Annotated in this window: 15 protein-coding genes; 11 read left to right on the top strand and 4 right to left on the bottom strand. The window is 44.9% G+C overall.

From position 1 onward, the window contains the following. Positions 1 to 2 precede the first annotated feature (2 nt). The 11 genes from Q7U10_07495 to Q7U10_07445 all read left to right on the top strand — a co-directional run bounded on the left by Q7U10_07495 (position 3) and on the right by Q7U10_07445 (position 10,429). Positions 3 to 1,262 carry a hypothetical protein gene (locus Q7U10_07495; protein ID MDO8282451.1) on the top strand — a complete coding sequence of 420 codons (1,260 nt, stop codon included), beginning with the start codon at positions 3 to 5 and terminating at the stop codon, positions 1,260 to 1,262. A gap of 165 nt (positions 1,263 to 1,427) precedes the next feature. After that, a complete protein-coding gene (locus Q7U10_07490) occupies positions 1,428 to 1,553 on the top strand; it encodes a hypothetical protein (GenBank protein MDO8282450.1) in 126 nt (41 codons plus the stop codon). Between the two features lie 50 nt (positions 1,554 to 1,603). Then, a complete protein-coding gene (locus Q7U10_07485) occupies positions 1,604 to 2,479 on the top strand; it encodes a YeeE/YedE thiosulfate transporter family protein (protein ID MDO8282449.1) in 876 nt (291 codons plus the stop codon). A 96-nt stretch (positions 2,480 to 2,575) separates the two neighbouring features. Then, positions 2,576 to 2,725, top strand: coding sequence for a hypothetical protein (locus Q7U10_07480; GenBank protein ID MDO8282448.1), 150 nt, complete (start codon positions 2,576 to 2,578; stop codon positions 2,723 to 2,725). A gap of 134 nt (positions 2,726 to 2,859) precedes the next feature. Next, positions 2,860 to 4,323 carry an ATPase, T2SS/T4P/T4SS family gene (locus tag Q7U10_07475; GenBank protein MDO8282447.1) on the top strand — a complete coding sequence of 488 codons (1,464 nt, stop codon included), beginning with the start codon at positions 2,860 to 2,862 and terminating at the stop codon, positions 4,321 to 4,323. Further along, positions 4,323 to 5,519, top strand: a complete 1,197-nt coding sequence (locus Q7U10_07470) for a type II secretion system F family protein (GenBank protein MDO8282446.1) — start codon at positions 4,323 to 4,325, stop codon at positions 5,517 to 5,519. The genes Q7U10_07475 and Q7U10_07470 overlap by 1 nt, the downstream gene beginning before the upstream one ends. A 2-nt stretch (positions 5,520 to 5,521) precedes the next feature. Then, positions 5,522 to 6,376: a prepilin-type N-terminal cleavage/methylation domain-containing protein gene (locus tag Q7U10_07465; GenBank protein MDO8282445.1), complete on the top strand. Its 855-nt coding sequence runs from the start codon at positions 5,522 to 5,524 to the stop codon at positions 6,374 to 6,376. Between the two features lie 7 nt (positions 6,377 to 6,383). Then, entirely contained in the window at positions 6,384 to 7,829 is a 1,446-nt protein-coding gene (locus Q7U10_07460; protein MDO8282444.1) for a hypothetical protein, read from the top strand. Continuing rightward, positions 7,826 to 8,377, top strand: a complete 552-nt coding sequence (locus Q7U10_07455) for a hypothetical protein (GenBank protein MDO8282443.1) — start codon at positions 7,826 to 7,828, stop codon at positions 8,375 to 8,377. Before Q7U10_07460 ends, Q7U10_07455 begins: the two co-directional genes overlap by 4 nt. Then, on the top strand, positions 8,364 to 8,804 hold the full coding sequence (locus Q7U10_07450) for a hypothetical protein (GenBank protein ID MDO8282442.1): 441 nt from the start codon (positions 8,364 to 8,366) through the stop codon (positions 8,802 to 8,804). Before Q7U10_07455 ends, Q7U10_07450 begins: the two co-directional genes overlap by 14 nt. Next, on the top strand, positions 8,801 to 10,429 hold the full coding sequence (locus Q7U10_07445; protein MDO8282441.1) for a secretin N-terminal domain-containing protein: 1,629 nt from the start codon (positions 8,801 to 8,803) through the stop codon (positions 10,427 to 10,429). The genes Q7U10_07450 and Q7U10_07445 overlap by 4 nt, the downstream gene beginning before the upstream one ends. 64 nt (positions 10,430 to 10,493) lie before the next feature. On the opposite strand, the gene Q7U10_07440 is transcribed toward Q7U10_07445, so the two are convergent. From Q7U10_07440 to Q7U10_07425, 4 genes are all read right to left on the bottom strand, one after another. Next, a complete protein-coding gene (locus Q7U10_07440) occupies positions 10,494 to 11,033 on the bottom strand; it encodes a type II secretion system protein GspG (GenBank protein ID MDO8282440.1) in 540 nt (179 codons plus the stop codon). Positions 11,034 to 11,124: 91 nt separating this feature from the next. Further along, a complete protein-coding gene (locus Q7U10_07435; GenBank protein MDO8282439.1) occupies positions 11,125 to 12,585 on the bottom strand; it encodes a radical SAM protein in 1,461 nt (486 codons plus the stop codon). 85 nt (positions 12,586 to 12,670) lie between these two features. Continuing rightward, the gene (locus Q7U10_07430; GenBank protein MDO8282438.1) at positions 12,671 to 13,012 is read right to left on the bottom strand and encodes a hypothetical protein; all 342 of its coding nucleotides are present in this window, start codon (positions 13,010 to 13,012) and stop codon (positions 12,671 to 12,673) included. A 134-nt stretch (positions 13,013 to 13,146) separates the two neighbouring features. Next, positions 13,147 to 14,643, bottom strand: coding sequence for an acyl-protein synthetase (locus Q7U10_07425; GenBank protein ID MDO8282437.1), 1,497 nt, complete (start codon positions 14,641 to 14,643; stop codon positions 13,147 to 13,149). Positions 14,644 to 14,735: the final 92 nt, after the last annotated feature.

Below are 14,735 nucleotides of genomic sequence, written 5' to 3'. Positions count from 1 at the left end.
AAATGAAAAATAAAAACAGATTTTTTATCGGTTGTTTCGTATCGTGCTTTTTCTTTGCGCTATCATCATCGTTTGCAACAGCAGATGATATTTCACTGCATGGCTTCTTACAGGGAAACTATTCTGTAGACACCAACTCATCAAATCCTGACGGCAAGGACTTCAAATGGGCTGAGGAAAGATTGCAGATCAAACTTGATGCGAATAAAGAAGCATTCCATCTCTTTCTGAAGACAGACGCCTTTTATGACCATGTTGATGAAGAAGCCGAAATAGAGTTAAGGGAAGGATATGTTGATTACACTTCTTCCATGTGGGATATGAGGCTTGGCAGACAGGTCATCACGTGGGGGCTTGGAGATTTGATTTTTATAAACGATGTATTTCCAAAAGACTATGAGGCGTTCTTCTCAGGCAGGCCAATGGAGTATTTAAAAAAAGGTGTCGATGGTATAAAGATCGGCGTGTATCCATCCTTTGCCTCTGCGGAATTGGTTATCGTTCCATTTTTTGAACCGAACAATTTCCCTGAGCAGAAGAGATTCCACATGTTCGACCCGATGCCGTCTATTGCAAATCGTGTGGAGAAAGAGCCAACCGCAACTCTTGAAAATACTGAAGTTGCATTCAGGATATATCGTGATGTTTCAGGTTTTGATGCGTCTCTGTATTTTTATCGCGGGTTTTCCAGACAGCCTTCCATGCTTCCGGACAGCATGACTGCTCCGACAAAGATCGAGTTCTTTTACCCTGAACTATCTGTTTATGGAGCAAGCTTACAGGGGAGAGCATTGGATGGTGTCCTGAGCCTTGAGGCGGGATATTACGATTCAAGACAGGATAGTGACGGCACAGACCCGATGATGCCAAATTCACAAACGAAATTCCTTGTCGGCTTCCAGAGACAGATGTGGGAAGACTTTACCATCGGTCTTCAATATTACGGCGAATATATGCACAAATATCCGGAGTACGAGAAGTACCTCCCTGCCGGATTTCCGCACGAGAATAAGCTGCATGATCTTGCCTCTGTGAGGCTGACACAATTTTTGATACATCAAACCCTAAGGCTCTCCCTCTTCTCTTTCTACAGCCCGACTGACAGCGATTACCTCTTAAACCCTGAGGTTAAGTACAACTTCTCCGATTCCATATGGGCGGCGGTTGGAGCAAATATCTTCGGAGGCGGAGAAGAATGGAATCAGTTCGGGCAGTTGGATAAGAACGATAATATTTACTGGCAAATGAGATATGAATTTTAGTTACACAATTTAAAGGAGGAAATGAAAATGAAAAACACCATTAAGCTATATGTAAACGAACCGATGGGTACTCGTTGACAGCAGAACACTCAGGTTGCCTGGAAGGCAAATCAAGAGTTCGGCGTAGATGTTGTTGTGATTAAAAAGTCATCCAATGAATATTGGATGGAAAAAGATCCGCCGCCATGCCCTTCTGTTATGCTCAACGATCGTTTCATCGTGCAGAACGGCACTGTTACATACGATGAATTAAAGGCGGAGATCCTGAAAGATACTAATAAGAGTCCATAACTTTTATGGTAGAAACAATAGAAATAAAACAAAGGAGGCTCTGAATACATATGTATAATAAATTATTTACGAAACAATGGCCCAAGTGGGTTGGCGGTGTGCTGTTGGGATTGCTCAACATCGCCTTCTTTATATATTTAATGCCGCTGGGAGCTGTGTATCCCGCAATGGGGACATGGGGAATTTGGACTTACAAGCTTGCAGGTATAAATATTGAATCACCATGGGGTCCTCTGGAACCGGCGCAATATGATATTAAGAACCTTATAACGGTCGGCTTGTTTTTAGGCGCATTGGTCGGCGCCCTGCTTTCAAGAGAATTTAAAATTACGAAATCCGGTGCAGGTGAATGTTCTAAAAGTTTCACAGGCGGTGTGCTGATGGGAATCGGCAGCCTGATCGCAGGCTCCTGTATTGTCGGTGGTTTTTTTTCATCGATCATGGCTCTGTCATTAAGCGGGTTCTACATGATGGTTGGTTTGATCGCAGGCGGATATCTCGGTGGTAAACTCCTGTTATCAAAGAAGCAAGGAAGCCCGGCATCTTGTGTCAGCAATAACAAATCTTTATCACGAACACCTTTAATAGGATTTCTTGTCATCATTTTAATTTCTATAATTATCGTGGCCTACTCTGTAAACGGCAAAGGCAGCCTCGCAGGCATATTGATCTTCGGTATGGCATTTGGATTGGTATTTCAGCGCGCCTCCTTTGGTTTTTCATCAGCGTTCCGGGACTTGTTCATTTCACGGAATTATGAAATGATGCGCGGAGTGATAATAAGCCTTATCATAGGCGTTATCGGTTTCAGCATTATCAAAGCTTCTTCATTAAAACCGGCCTCAACATTCGTAATGCCTGCCGGGCTGCACAGCATAATAGGCGGCATGATATTCGGATTCGGCATGGTGCTGTCAGACGGGTGAGTAGTCGGAATTCTCCGGCGGTCAGCCGAGGGACATATCAAACATTTCTTTGCAATATTAGGCGCAATGCTTGCGGTTGGTTTGTGGATGCCTTTCATGTCTTCAAGAATAAAGATCACCGGCAGTAATATTTTCCTGCCTGACCTGTTAGGATGGACAGGCGCGCTTGCCGTCACAATAACTTTCCTGGTCGCATTTTATATCATAGTAACAATGACAGACAGTAAACGGCTCAAAAAGAACTGACAAAGCTGACACTCATCAATATATCGATTACCGGTTTTTTCAAAAATCAGCTTCCAAATTTCTATTGCATCTTAGAAATAATTGGTTATAATGTAATAGTATCTTATTACTATACAAAGGCAGGTTAACCAATTATGCCGTTTTACAAAAAGATAGGCGAACGCCTGATAGAGACCGGCCTCATCTCAGAAGAGCAGCTGAAAATTGCGCTTGACGAGCAGAAAAAAACCGGGGAGCTTATAGGCGCTATCCTCTTCAGTAAAGGCTTTATAAGCCAGCAAGACCTTCTTAAAGTACTATCCATGTCGCATACCGGCGATACTGCCGAGCAGAAAGAAGAGATAGATATCCCTGATGATATAGAAGATATAGTAAGGAAAAGCACAACAGCGCTCCGTTCAGAAGACCGGACCGCCGGAACCAAGGTTGATGTATCTCTGGTGCCTATTGTAAGGCTTGTTGAAAACATTATCTTCTCTGCCATTGATATGGGCGCAACAGATATCCATATAGGGCCTGATACCAGGGGCACAAGGGTCAGGTTCAGGATCGATGGGCGGCTTCGCCATGCGATGTACCTGCCGAAAAGTTTATTGTCTGCGATCGTTTCAAGGGTAAAGATAATGGGTTCAATGAACATAGCGGAAAACAGGGTGCCTCAGGATGGGGGCACGATGATCTCAAGACAAAACATGAAATTTGATGTAAGAATATCGACCTTCCCGATCGTCGATGGGGAAAACATCGTTATGAGGCTGCTCAACAAGTCTCAGCTTATATTAGGACTTGAAAATCTGGGCTTTGAGAAAGCGGATATTGCGACGCTGAATCATTCATTGAGCATGCCGTATGGGATGATACTCATGAGCGGGCCTACAGGTTCAGGCAAGACAACAACGCTCTATTCCGCTTTATCAATAATCAACAGCGTCTATAAAAATATTTTTACTATTGAAGACCCTATCGAGTATCACCTGCCGCTCATAAGGCAATCGCAAATAAACGTAAAAGCAGGCCTTACCTTTGCATCCGGTTTACGTTCGATATTAAGGCAGGATCCTGATGTAATACTCATAGGAGAGATGAGGGATTTTGAAACAGCAGAACTTGCGATAAGGTCTTCTCTCACAGGACATCTGGTCTTCTCTACCCTTCATACTAACGACGCAGCGTCAAGCCTGCCCAGGCTCATAGACATGGGGATTGAACCATTCCTTCTTGCTTCAACTGTAGATACGGTCATCTCACAGAGGCTGATAAGGCTGTTATGCGATCACTGCAAAGAGGCCTATTCTCCTCCAACTAATTTCATTGAAGGTTCTGATATCAAGATCCCTGATGGAGCTGTCTTCTACAGGGCTAAGGGATGTGAGAAATGCAATGACAGCGGCTACCGCGGCAGGACCGTTATATACGAGATCATGAAGATGAATCAAGCCATAAAAGAGCTTGTTATAAATAAGGCAAGTTCCGACACTATCGCAGCAGCAGCAAAGAAGAGCGGAATGCGCACAATGTTTGATGTCGGCATAAATAAGGTCATCTCCGGCAAGACCTCATTGGAAGAAGTGCTCAGCACTACAAGGACTGCATCCTGATGGCTACCTACAGTTACAGGGCAATAAATAAGGAGTCACAAATTATCAATGACCAGATAGACGCATCTAATGAGAACGAGCTTGAAGAGAGGCTTGGCTCAAGGGGGTTAACACTCATAAATGCTTCTAAAAAGTCCTTTGAATTTAAAACACGTTTAAAGCTTAATGAAAGCGACCTGCTCAGCCTCACTTATTTTTTGAAACTGATATTCACTTCAGGAATGTCACTGCTTGACGGCTTAAACAGCATAGGCATGCAATCTTCAAACAGCAACGTCTCAAGGGCTGCGGCTATCCTCCATGATAAGATAGAATCAGGCAAATCCATTTACGGCTCAATGCTTGAACACCCTGACCTGTTCCCTGACATTTATGTAAGCCTCATAAGGGCAGGAGAGGTATCCGGCAATATGGATCAGGTGCTTGATGATGCAATGGCATATCTAAAATGGAAGATCAATTTAAAAAAAGAGATAGGAATGGCATTTGTATACCCATTGATAGTGATGATAGCTGTCTTCAGCCTGATGGGCATACTCTTTATATTTGTCCTGCCTAAACTTGTGGCTGTCCTTACCACAATGAATGCAGAGCTTCCACTTGTAACACGAGTTTTGATATCAACTGTTGAGATCGCCAGGGATTACTGGCCATTGATACTGCTTGCTGTTATAGCTATTCCGGTTGCACTGAATTTATCTTACAGATCCTATTCCGGCAGAAGGCTTATTGACAGATTCATCCTGAAAGTTCCTATCATAGGCCCGCTGTTAAAAAAGTTTGACCACTCCAGGTATTTCAGGACATTTTCTACTCTCTTTAAATCAGGTATGAGCATGGACAAGACTCTCGAAATATCTACGAGCGTTGTAAAGAACACATCCATCGCTGACACATTCGAGAATATCAACAATGCGGTGCTCGGCGGAGAACTTCTCAGTACATCTTTCAGCAAGACAGGCGACTTCCCGCCATTAATAGTGAACATCATTGAGATAGGAGAAAAGACCGGAACCCTCGACTCCTCAATACTCAACATCAGCGATATCTATGACAGGGATGTGCCTGAAACCGTTAAAAAGATATTTGTTATAATTGAACCTGTAATGATCTTCTTACTCGGGATAGTAGTCCTCTTGACCATTTCCTCATTCTTCCTGCCTCTCTATAAGGTGGTGGGCAGCATACGCAGATGAGAATGGCGGAGCGTGAAAAGGGATTCACCCTTGTTGAGGTTATCGTGGTAATGGCGATCATCTCCCTGCTGGTCGGGATCATGGTTCCGATAGTTTTCAGGGTATGGGAGGGGCAGGAGATCGAAGCAACAGAGAAGAAACTTACTTATATTAAAGAGGCTATGATAGGCAACCCGTCACTGATGAGCAACGGCACAAGAAACTCCTTCGGATTCACTGGCGACCTCGGACAACTGCCGCCGGATCTTGACGCCCTGATAAGCTATGCAAATGAAAACGGGACATTCGGCCCATACTTGGGCGGAGGCGTAAGCACCCAGTCATTCAAGAAGGACTCCTGGGGTTATGACCTGACATACAGCTACACGACCGACGCCTTCAGTAGAAGAGAATCAGCAACAATAATTAGCCTCGGCTCTGACAACGCCGCAGGTGGAATAGATACAGCGGAAGATATACAGATAAACATTGATGCCAACGAGGCCATGCCTGTATCAGCTGTCTCATGCAATGCTATCGTCAGGTACATAACTTCTCCTGCAACCACTTTTAATGCGAACCTTACTCTTCACATCGCATATAAAAACGGCGAGGGAGTTGACGCAGACCAGACATTTATCACGCCTGTCACAATTACCGGCAATGTGGGCAACCCCCAGAATAATTATATTTTCGGCCTGAGTTCGGCCCTTGCACAGAATCTCCCCATCGGTATCGCAAGGGTATGGGCTGATATTGACAGAAACAGTTCAGGCAATCTTCTGGCTCCCGCAACTGCCGGGCCGTCAGCATATATAACTATCAGTGACAGGCTGTCATCCATACATATTGATAACCTGTCGGTATCTGTAGAATAAATTTTCTATGAACTCACTAAATATAGATTTCAGAGATAATTCACTCAGGGTTTTAAAGATAAAAGACGATAAAGTCGTCAGCGCAAACCTTATCAGTCATTTCGCCATAACTGACCTGCCCTCTGCAAAAGATACGCTTTCAGCAGAGATAAGCGGGGCTTCAGGAAAACACGGCAGGATAAACATAATCCTTCCGCAGGATACGGTCAACCATTCCATACAGCAGATCCCGCGCGCCGGAGCTGATGACATATCAATGATCCTGAGGCGCATGATAGTCAGGGAATTACCCAAAGAGGAATTCACCTTCGGGTTCAGAGAGATAGCAGAGCGTAAAAAGAGCAGGTCATCAGGCACACAAAATATTTTACTGGAATACGTGCAGAACAAGGACTTAAGCAACTACCTCTCGCTTCTTAAGGAATGCGGGCTCAACCCTGATATAATTACCAGCAGCCTTGAAGGCAACATCCAGTTATTTAAAAGGCTGCGGCCGGAAACAAGCGGCAACGAAGCAATAATAGATATTGGCGCCGGATATATTGAGATCCTCATCATAAACAACGGAAACCTTATTGATTACGAGAAACTTCCCCTGCTAATTGACTTTACCGAATCCGATGCCGGTGATGAGAGCAAAGAAGAGCAGGCTTCAAAGATAAAGATCTACAAAATAGTGGATGTTCTTTTTAATTCAATCACGTCATACATAAAAGGCTCAGGAGCCGAAGGGCTTTCCACTCTCTGGGTCTGCGGAATAGGCTCCGGATTGACGGGTATCACTGATGCCATAGCAAGCGGATTCGGCATAACAACAAGCCTGCTCAGCGATCTTGATAACACTTACAATAACAGGGGCGCCTTCAGCGCACTGTCAGGGATTTCAAACCTTGCCTCATACAGGGAGATAGCCAATTTCATACCGCCCTCTCTTCTGCAGAAGAAGAAAAACCTTATTTTCGGCGGTATCATCGCAGCCTGTGCAGCTGTTTATTTAGCCATACTTATTACAGCTTATCTATCAATCAACAAAACAGAAAACGACCTCAGGACATATATAAAAAACAAAGAAGTTACTATAAGCACAACTGCCGCACATGCCGGAAACGATAACGATATATACCGGGCCGGCAAAAACACTCTCTTCAATATGATTTCTGCCAGTCCAAGCCTGTACGGAGTCTTCAGCGATATAGCCAACCTAACCCCTGCTGGCGTACGGCTTGAAAAAATAGATATGCGGATAGAAAAAGATACCGCGATATTAACTGTCGATGCAGCCATAAATAACAGCAGCGAAAGCTATAATAAAGCTCTCCTCACAAAATTCCTTTCAGCTCTTGAAAGTTCAGAAAGGCTCAAGAGCATATCCATCCCTGCAATAGCCACGTCAAGCACTTCAGATAAAGAAAGTATTATATCGGTAAGGTCAAGCTATGAGGTGGTGAATTGAAAAAACTCAGCCCCGCCTTTATCACAGTCATCGCCTTAATAGTTGTTTCAGGGATCCTGTTTGCGTTCTTTATGAAGTCAAAATTAAGCACTATCAGAACGCTGAATGCCGGCATTGCACAAATGAATGTAAGCAATGAAATTACAGCTTCGGCAGGACAGGAAGACCTTAATTTCCTAAATGACCTCTTCCCCAGGCCGGGCAGCACAGCGGAATTCATTGAAAGCGCATACATGATCTCAAGCAGATATGCTATTGATGATATTGAATTCAATTACAAGGACAGGGCATTTATCAGCCTTGATACAGGAAAGATATTGAAGGCACTCCCCTCCTCAGGTGTAATGCCCAAAATAATATACCGCGATTCCGTAAAGATCAATTTTAACTCTGACTACAGAAACACTGCCGAATTCATAAGGGAACTTCAGGACCTCAAGAGGCTTGTAAAGATTGAAAGCCTTAAAGTTCAAAACCGGATGACATCGCTTGCCGTAGAGATGGTTGTAAATATTTATTCAGCAGAGGAGACCAATGCTCTCAAATAAGTATTTTATTTTTGCCATATTTGCGTTTCTCTTCCTGGTGGCGGCATATAACATCAAATTTTTCTCTTCTAAGAATGCCGCTCAGACAGAGGTAAAAAAAGCCGTCTCTCAATTGCCATCAACATCACTATATGATAAAAGCGTTATTCCGGAGAGAGCTGTCATCAGCAAAGACACCAGCCCGTGGAAAGACCCTTTCTCTATAGAAAAGACTGAGGGCAAAAGCGAGATCACGGTTATCGGCATAATCAGAAGAAACGGTAAAAGCCATGCGCTGATAAACGGAAGGGTTTACAGCGTAAATGATGCCATAGGCAGCAGCGTGATAAGGGATATAAAAAAAGAGAGTGTTGTTCTCTCTACCAATGGAATTATTAAAGAAATATATTTATCTAATCAAAGCGATATCAAGGAGACAACAAAATGAGGAAATTCTGCTCGATAATATTTTTGACAGTTCTTTTGAGCTACGGCTGTGCAAGCCATCAGATCGCAGGCGTCTCAGAGACGATGATTTTAAAGGAGCCGCCTCAAATCGCTATACCTGTGACTGAGACTCCTGTTGCCGTGCCTGAAGAGATCCCGGCATCCGCCAAGGAAAGACTATTCTCTTTAAGCGTAAGGGATGCAAATGTCAGGGACCTGCTGCTGCTCCTTTCAAAAGACAGCGGCATTAATATAATCGCAGACAGGGATGTGACAGGAAATCTCTCCATTGATTTCTCTGACCTTGACCTGAACAGCGCGCTTTATGCGATCACAAGACAGCTTGGCTACACATTCAGGATGGACAAGGGATTTATCAGGGTAACCAGCCCTGTGCTTGAGACAAGGTCATTTAAGATCGACTATATTACCGGGAAAAGGGCATCTTCAAGCAGCATCAATGCGTCGATGTCAACGAGCAGCGGTTCATCATCAGGGACAAGCAGCGGAAGCACTACTGTCTCCAGTTCAACTTCCGGAACCGGGTCGTCGTCATCCGGACAGGGGAACGTTAACATAACCACCTCCGGTACGTCTGATTTCTGGAAAGAGATGAAGGCAGGCCTTGAGATGATCATATTTGACGGCGATGCAAAATCCGGCAAGGATGGCAAAAAACTCGTTATCAACGAACTTGCAGGAGTTGTACATATCACAGATTATTCAGACAACATGGAGAGGATAGAAGATTTTCTTAACGATGTCGAAATGTCTGTGAGCAAACAGGTTATGATCCAGGCACACATAGTTGAGGTCTCTCTTGATGACGGGTACAAATTCGGCATAGACTGGAATCTCCTCACAGGCACTGGCAATGGAGCAATCACCACGGACAGCGGAACAGAAGTAACCGGCGAGCTTTTCTCATTCTCTCAGCTTATTGCCCCTGATACCAATGTTTTCAGCATTAAACTATCAAACAAAAAGATAACCGCCCTTCTTAATGCGATGCAGGAACAGGGCCAGGTCAATGTGCTTTCGAGTCCGAAAGTCTCCACAATGAATAATCAGAGAGCAGTAATGAAGCTCACTACAAATGAAGTCTCATGGATAACCACCACCACATACAATGCTGATGGGAAAATCCTGACTCAATACACGAATCCCCAGATTGATGAAGTAGGGCTATTTCTGGATGTTACACCGCAGATCAATGACAGCGGGATAATCACAATGCAAGTCCATCCCAGTATTTCTGAAAAGATCGGGGAATCCATCTCCCCGCTTGAGGACAACTCAAAACCAGTCATAAATACAAGAGAGCTGGATACAATGGTCAGTGTGAGCAACGGCCAGACCATAGTAATAGCAGGGCTTATCACTGATAAGATAATTGAAAATATCAGAAAGGTGCCTTTCCTTGGAGATCTTCCATTATTCGGCAAATTGTTCCAGCAGGTAATCCACGATAAGAAAAAGTCAGAGCTTGTCATATTCCTGACACCGTATATCCTGAATAATAAGTCTATCGAGGAGATAAGAAAAGAACACGAGGAAAGACTGAAGAGAGCAGGAAGAGATTTCGAGGCAATACCTGAACTGAGAAGAGTTAACTCAGAGATATAGATCTGAATAAAAAAGGAGGGGCGGTTCATCCACCCCTCCTTTTTTATATAACAAGACAGTGTATTTATTTAATCCTTAAGCCAATATCATCCCCGCCGCTGGAAGTTGAGTTTGCATTTGAGTCAAGTGTTCCATTCGGCCCTGCTGACATTATCCACACAGGTGAACCGGATACTCCAAAATTACCGGTATTAATTACATATTGCTTCCCCCAGGGATCAGCACTTGTAACAGGCAGATATGAACCATTCCAGTTATTATAGCAGCCGTCATCATCATACATAAGGTGACTGTCGATCATTGCGGACGCAGTGTTGTCCCAGCCGTTGGCCCCAATACCGTCAGGAGCGTTGCCGCCGCCGGTTAACAAGGTCAGATTAGGGCTGCATGTCCCGTCCATCACAGGCCACTGTGCTGTATCTTTTTTAAATATCAGTATGGCGTTTGATATGGACCTTATATCAGCACTTGCCCTTGTTATCCTTGTTTCATCAATCTCCTTCAGGATCATCGGCACCAATACACCTGCAAGTATGGCTATTATGCCGGCAACAACAATTACCTCGATCAATGTAAAACCCTGATTCCCTGATCTCTTTCTCATTGCGTTTCCCCCTTTTTATTTTATATCTGAATTAATACTCAACTTGATTATTTACATCATATATCATCTATGAAAAATTACAAGGGGAGAATTAAGTTTTATGGTGCAGTTTCGCAAGCAGTTTCTTTATATCCTCAGGCATTGATGTGCCCTTCATCGTCTCCGCAAGGTAAGAGCTTGTAGAGATGATATGAATGACCTTTATCATGAACTCACGTTTCTTCTCGGTCATCGAGTCAAGGGTCTCAAGCTTGTGCATGTAATACACCCTTGACGCCCTTCCAAGTTCATCCCTCAATTCATCGATGGTCATATTCTTCGGTTTTACCACAGGCTCAACAAGATTATATTTACTGTAGTCGTTTGTCACCACAAAGTCCTTAAGCTCAGGATATATCTCTGAATAAGGCCATGGGGCTATTGCAAGGAAGAACGCAAGGTCAGGATTATAGAACTTGGCAAGCTCAACCGTCTCCCTTATACTCTCAACAGTATCACCAGGCATACCGAGCACAAAAGATGTCTCTGTGACAATATCATACGAGTTTATAAGGTCAAGCGCGCGCTTTGATTCCTCTACTTTAATATTCTTTTTAAACTTATCAAGCGCCTCCTGTGAGGTCGATTCCACTCCGAGATAAATATGGTCTACAAGGGCATCCCGGTATTTCCACATGATATCTTCGTCCCTGATTATGTCATCAACGCGCGTCTCAAGAAGCAGCTTCACGCCTACCTTCCTCTCAATGAGAAGATCCAGTATCTTCTCCCACCTTGTTCTTGAAAGCGTGGGAGTCTCATCAGCAAGCATCACGACATTTACGCCATAGGTGTCTCTCAGGTGCTCAAGTTCGGCTACAAAGTTCTCAGCGCTTCGGCCCCTCCAGTTTCTCTGCCAGAAGAGCTGCTGCGAGCAGAAGCTGCACTGCTGGTTGCATCCCCTTGAAGAGCTGACAATAGCCATTATGGAATTCTCCATGGCCTTGTATTTATAAATCGGCCAATCGACCAGGTCCCATGCCATGGGCAGGCTGTCAAGGTCATGTATGTACGGCCTTGAATCATTGACCACGACCTTCCCCTTATCCATGTATACTACGCCCCTTACCTTTGACAGGTCGCCATTGGAATTAAGCGCATCCAGAAGCTCCACCATCGTCTCTTCACCCTCACCACGCACAATATAATCAACGCATGAGTGGTGGTCTTTGAATATCTCATCGTAGCAGAACGTAGGGTGAACATTGCCGATCACAGTAATAATATTAGGGTCTATCTCTTTGGAAAACTTCAGGAGGTTTAGCGCCTCAACGATCTCTGCGGTAAAAGCGGTTGTCCCAATAACATCAGGTTTCTCTTCTCTAATCCTCTTCCCGATCTCATCATATCCATGCCAGTGGCTCATGGCATCATAATAAATCGGGTCATATCCCGCAACCCTGAGGCTCCCTGCAATATAGACAAAACCAACATTCAGCCAGACACCTGCGGATTCAACAACTCCGGAGTGGTAAGGCGGAGTAATAAGCATAACTTTTCTTATCTTTTTCATAGTGTCACTATTTTAAGCAATTCAGATACCATTGAGCAAGTAAATGACCGGTGGTTTGATAATGTTTTAGGAAGATAGGAGTGCTCTACCAAAAAACCATCGTGTACTGCCAGAAAATACCGGAGCCAAAAACAACAATAAGGATAACGTGTTTTATGATCAGCAGCCTTCTTCTTGCCTTTTCCGCATCCTTGCCGTAGACATTATCAACATAGGTAAAAGATCTGCCCGTGCCTGTGGCAAAAACTATAACAACACATGCTATCCCTGCCCAGAAGAGCTGCTTTTTCAGTTCAAACATTATGCCGCTGACTTCAACCGGAAAGGAATGACTGCTTAGCCAATATATCGCAAGAACAGTCGCTGCCCAGCAGCCGGCAGCAAAGTCATGCACAAAACCGATAATTATGGTCAATGTTTTTTTCATAGTTCAATAAAGACCAAATACATTATCCTAAACCTCCCCTGCCCTGCTTAAAGCACCTACTGTTGGCCCCTTGGATAAGAGGGGATTTACAATTCGCCCCTTTACAAGGGGAGATACAGAGGGGTGTCTTTTCTTTATTCTTTATTCTTTGCCTTATTCTTCGAAGCGTCTTTCTCATGCTTCTCAGACTTTAGACCGGCAGGATGGTCTGCAAGCACCTGCTTCTTCTCCTCATCAGCATACCAGTCCAGAGGACGCTCGGTCTGATCCTTAAATGCGCCCAGAGATCTGTCCCTGAGTTCGGCTGCCTCGGCATCAGCCTGCGCTACAAGTATCTCGTCAACAACCTGCGGGCATGACGCGACAGAACCGGGCCTCGCCTCTATCTCCTCACGCACGCTCGGTTCAACCTTAGGGTCCTTTGCCATCTGCATCTTAAGGTCGATCGTGAAATGCACATACTTCTCAAGCATACGGAAGATGGCCGAATCTCCCATCGGGCTTGCGGCCTCCTCATCAGGCAGCGGAGATACCTTACCTCCCTCGATCTTCGCGCGGCCCACCATCTCGCAGCCGCGGCCGTCATCTGTCGTATAGCCGAGGTTATCAGTGATCACTGCCAGAACAGTAGGAACATTTGCAAGATCCCAATGCGCAAAGAGGCCGACCTCACCATCCGGCAGAGGGCTGAGGTCGTCAATACTCATTGCCCGGACACGCGCCCATGGCGGCACAGGCCTCGTGCGCTTGCGCGGCGGAAGTCCCTTTATGTGGCGGCGCAAAGCATCGTCAAAAAGGTTGGTCGCAGTCTCAGCTTCACCTAAAACATTTACACAATGGGATTCCGGTATGTTAAGTATCTCCTGCACCATCCCGTAATAATCCTCACGGCTAACAGGCCCGAATCTGCCGCGGTATCCTCCCCCGTCGCATATGCGGCTTCCGGGCGGCAGGCAGAACTTCATCTTCTTTCTGCGGCATGCCTGAAAAAAGTACACATATGCAGATGTCGCTCCTATCAGCGCAACCGGCACTCCGCTCGCTTCAGACTCCCGCAGGGCCTTTAAAAGTTCATTGATATGTATCCCTGACTTGCCTAACAAAAACATACTGTCAGGCGTTCCGAAAGCTCTGCGCGTCTGGTCCATGCCTATCGCCATTCCCATTGACGGAGCAAGCTCCGGGCTCGGTGCAAGGATAAGGATACGGCAGCGCTTCCCATCTTCGAAATCAGGAAACAGATAAGAACCGGTCATCATCTTGTTTGCCGCAAATACGAGGCGCTTGCCATCCTCATCCCGGAAGATGCGTCCACGCTGGGTAAGGCTTGTTGTCCCTCCTGTAAGACAGGACATAACAGACTGCTCCAGAGGAAATGAGGCAACAAGATGCGTCTTGAACATATCGTTATAGACCATGGGAACATCTTCCCATCGGCTGATGTCGCCAGGCTTGACCTTCTTCACGTCGCAGAACTCACGGAATATTTTATTGCTCTCATAGTGCATGGCGAACATCCTCATGCAGTAATCATTAAAATCCGGAATATCGGCATCAACCCCGGCTTCTATAAATCTGAGGACATCTTCTGTCAGGCGATGACGTTCATTCTCCATATCTTTATTGGTCATAATAGGTTCTCCTTTAATTCCCAAGGCAATAAATTCAGTTAGAACACAAACCTGTCATACATAACAACAAAATTGTTACATAATTGTAAGCC

Source organism: Thermodesulfovibrionia bacterium (assembly GCA_030646035.1).
Taxonomy (GTDB): Bacteria; Nitrospirota; Thermodesulfovibrionia; order UBA6902; family UBA6902; genus JACQZG01.
This window is presented reverse-complemented; position numbering and strand designations above follow the sequence as displayed.